Annotated in this window: 3 protein-coding genes; all 3 read right to left on the reverse strand. The window is 38.4% G+C overall.

Annotation, left to right across the window (positions count from 1 at the left end):
• Positions 1 to 158: 158 nt before the first annotated feature.
• Positions 159 to 1,631: an aldehyde dehydrogenase family protein gene (locus PHY73_08715; GenBank protein MDD3375783.1), complete on the reverse strand. Its 1,473-nt coding sequence runs from the start codon at positions 1,629 to 1,631 to the stop codon at positions 159 to 161.
• Positions 1,631 to 2,620, reverse strand: coding sequence for a class II aldolase/adducin family protein (locus PHY73_08720; GenBank protein ID MDD3375784.1), 990 nt, complete (start codon positions 2,618 to 2,620; stop codon positions 1,631 to 1,633). Before PHY73_08720 ends, PHY73_08715 begins: the two co-directional genes overlap by 1 nt.
• Positions 2,617 to 3,761: hypothetical protein (locus PHY73_08725; protein ID MDD3375785.1), on the reverse strand; the 1,145-nt coding region annotated here is incomplete at its 5' end. The genes PHY73_08720 and PHY73_08725, both read right to left, overlap by 4 nt.

Here is a 3,761-nt window from a genome sequence, read left to right on the forward strand (position 1 = left end):
AGTTTCTAAAGCTAAAGAATGCGCCTTCTGCCAAACTATTAAGTCTCTAAATGTTTTTGCCATAAACTTACCGCTTATAACTTAGAACTTACAACTTTCTTTATTATTCCTATCATCTTTGTCATTAAAAATATCAATCCTGTTTTTGGACTCTGTAGTCAAAACCAGCTTGCTGCCAAAGATTTTCCGCCAGGCGTTTTGTCGATGCAAACATGCTTAGCTTGACAATATTCCAAAAGACCTTCAATTCCCAGCTCTCTTCCAAAACCACTTTGTTTGTATCCGCCAAATGGCGCCTCATTATAAAACCCGCCATACGTATTAATCCAAACTGTTCCGCAATGGAGTTTCGACGAAACGCGACTAGCTTTTTCAATATCTTTCGTCCAAACCATAGCAGCCAATCCATACTTACTATCATTGGCAATTTCAACCGCTTGTTCTTCACCAGAAAACTTAATAACACATAAAACTGGACCAAACGCCTCTTGTTGCGCAATCGTCATTGAATTTTTAACATCAACAAAAATCGTTGGCTCTAAGAATGCTCCCTTTTGAGTCGGAACATTACCACCACAAACAAGATTGGCACCTTCCTTTTTTCCTTGCTCAATAAACTTTAAGACAGAATCTCTGTGTGCTTTACTTACCAATGGACCAAACTCCGTCGAATAATCAAGTGCGTCACCGATCTTTAATGATTTCGCCTTTGCTTTTAGCTTTTCAACAAACTCATCGTAAATCTTATCTTCCAACAACAGTCTTGAACCAGCCGTACACATCTGCCCTTGATTCATAAAAATAGCTGACATCGCCCCGCCAATCGCAGCATCTATATTGCAATCAGCAAAAACAATATTAGGAGATTTTCCGCCGAGCTCAAGACACAATTTTTTTGTATTCACCGATGCAGCTTGCATAATTTTCTGACCAGTCTCAGTCCCACCGGTAAAAGTAATCATATCAACATTGCTTGATCGCGCGATCTCTTCGCCAACCTCAACGGAACCTGTCACAACATTCAAAACACCTTTAGGCAAAACATTCTGAATAATTTCAATCAAACGCATAACCGCCACACTCGCAACACTTGAAGGCTTGTAAACAACAGAATTTCCTGTTATTAATGCAGGCGCTACTTTCCAACCAAAAAAGATCAAAGGATAATTCCAAGCAGAAATTGCCCCAACAACGCCAATCGGCTCATAACAAATTTTGCTATCAACCGGCGCGCCAATACTAACGCTACGACTTTCAATCTCTTTTTCAATTTTACCAAAATATTCAAAAGTATCGGCGACACTTGGCACATCAATAAAAGTTGAATGCTTGATAGTCTTGCCCGCACCTTTGCTTTCTAGCTCTGCCAATTCTTTCGCGTTCTCACGAATAAGGCTTGCAATTTTAACAATGTATTTTCCGCGCTCTTTAACGCTTAAACCAGACCACAAACCAGAGTCAAAAGATTTTCTAGCTGCATCAATTGCTTTCTTAGTATCATCGCTATCCGCTTTTGCAATTTGTGCAAAAACTTCATCCGTCGACGGGTTAACGCAATCAATATATTGATTCTTGTTAGGCGTGATCCAAAGCCCATCAACAAAAATCTGAAATTGTTTTATTTCACTCATTATTCAACCCCTACTTCTTGCCAAAGCTCAAAAAGCCGTGAGCACGGCGCATACCATTTTGAAATTTTAGCAAAATCGCCTTTGAGATTCATTCTCTTTTGTGTTGTGGCAACAAACGGGTCAATTTCACGGGCAAAAACCGATCGCCAAATTTCTTCAGGAGCGGAAACAACAAATTCAGCCTGATCTGTTTCAGCGACATCAACGATTTTCCCGTCTTCAAATTTAAACCGATAAGAAACACCGTTTTCATCTAGCTTAACCGCTAAATCCATAGTCATCTGGCTGCTTTTGCCAAGCTCGGCGAGCTTTTTATCTAAATTAACAAGACGCACAATTTCATCAATTTGTTCTCTAGAAAATAATTTAAACTTTTTCATTTTTTTCTCATCTTTATTTTCGCTTGTAACTTGTGACGTGTGACCTGTATCGCTTTTATAAATTCGGCTTACAGCATCCATCTTCACAGATTCCTCAAGGCATTGCGTCAGAAGAAAACAATCAAAAAGATTTTTTCCTATTGCCAAAGATCCGTGAGATTTAAGCATCATAATATTATTGCTTTTAAGTGCTTCAATCACAGGCGCAACATCTGTTACGGTGGGCGTTGTTTGCGAAACCGCCTGAATCTTTCCTAAATAAAGACGCGACTCAAATGTAATTGGTGTTAACGTGTCATTAACGCTAAAATATCCACTTGCATATGTCAAGTGCGTATGAACGATGGCCTTTGTCTCTGAAAAAGTTTTATAAATTTCTCTGTGCATCAAATTCTCAGAAGAAGCCTCTCCTTTACCAATCACGTTACCATCAAGATCAACTTGGACAATATCATCTTCCGTTAATCTCCCTAAACATGTGCCTCGCCCCGTTAAAAGAAAACTTTTTTCATCAACACGAACACTGATATTGCCATTTAAGCCAGATGCCAAATCTTTATCCCAAAGCAATTTTCCGATTTCAATAATTTCTTTTTTTAATTTGTTCATGAATAAATCTCCGTTATATATTTTCTAGGGACATCCTCAAGCAAAGGAACAAATCCATTAATCCCTTTAGCAGCCACTCTTTTGCCATTAAACGAAAAAATCTCTTTTGGATTAGCAATATACTTCTTTTGCTTTCCTGACGGAAAAACATTAACTGGCACTTTATGTCGTTTCGCCATTACGCTTAAAATAAGACCGCCTATTTTACACAAAACATTTTTCTTGCCTTCTTCTTGATAAGAAATCCAAACTTCTTTGACCAAATCTTTATAAAACAGAAATCCTGCCATATTGTCCGCAATCAAAACAGGTTGGATTTTATGTTTTAGTAATTTCGGACATAACTCTTTAGCTCCATCCAAATAAGGACGCCCCTCTAAAACAAAAACTTCTCTTATCTTCTTTTTCTTTAAAATCTCAAAAAAAGAATCTTTAAATACTCCATGAAGCAAAACAATAGAATTTTTCTTTTCAGCCGGCCCCAATGAAAAACTTTGCTTTCTAGCAATTTGTACTGACTCTGGCTTTACTCTCTCTTTAGGATTAAGCTCACTAGACGCATTTCCCTTCGTAGCGGGGTTAACATTAATTGCAATCGCCTTTGTTATAAATTGACGCGGAACAACATCAAATCCTGGATAAAATCCTTTAACGCCCTTATGAGCAAAACATTTTCCTTTTACCTTAAGAAGCTCATTCTCATCTCGAATCTCAATGGGGATATCTTTTCCTTGTTTTACTTTATTCGATGGCTGCGTTAAAACATAAAACGGCACACCAAACTCCTTTGCCATGACTGCAATTTGTAAAGTTCCAATCTTGTTGGCAAAATCTCCATTGGCGCATGATCGATCAGACCCGACAACAACGGCATCAATCATCTTGTCGCGCAACAACGTTCCAACAGCATTATCTGCAACCAATGTCACGGGTATTTTTGCTTTTTTTAGCTCCCAAGCCGTTAAGCGTGATCCCTGAAAATATGGACGCGTTTCCGTTGCAAAAAAACTAATATTCTTTCCTTGTTCTTTACAAATTTGTGCCGCCATGGCAAGCTCGCCAGAAACATTACAATGCGTTAAAACATTTTTATGATTCATCAAAGTCTCAGCAAGTTTTTCAACACGCCCAAGTCTGCGTC

It is taken from the genome of Candidatus Omnitrophota bacterium (assembly GCA_028693815.1).
GTDB lineage: Bacteria > Omnitrophota > Gorgyraeia > Zapsychrales > Aceulaceae > Aceula.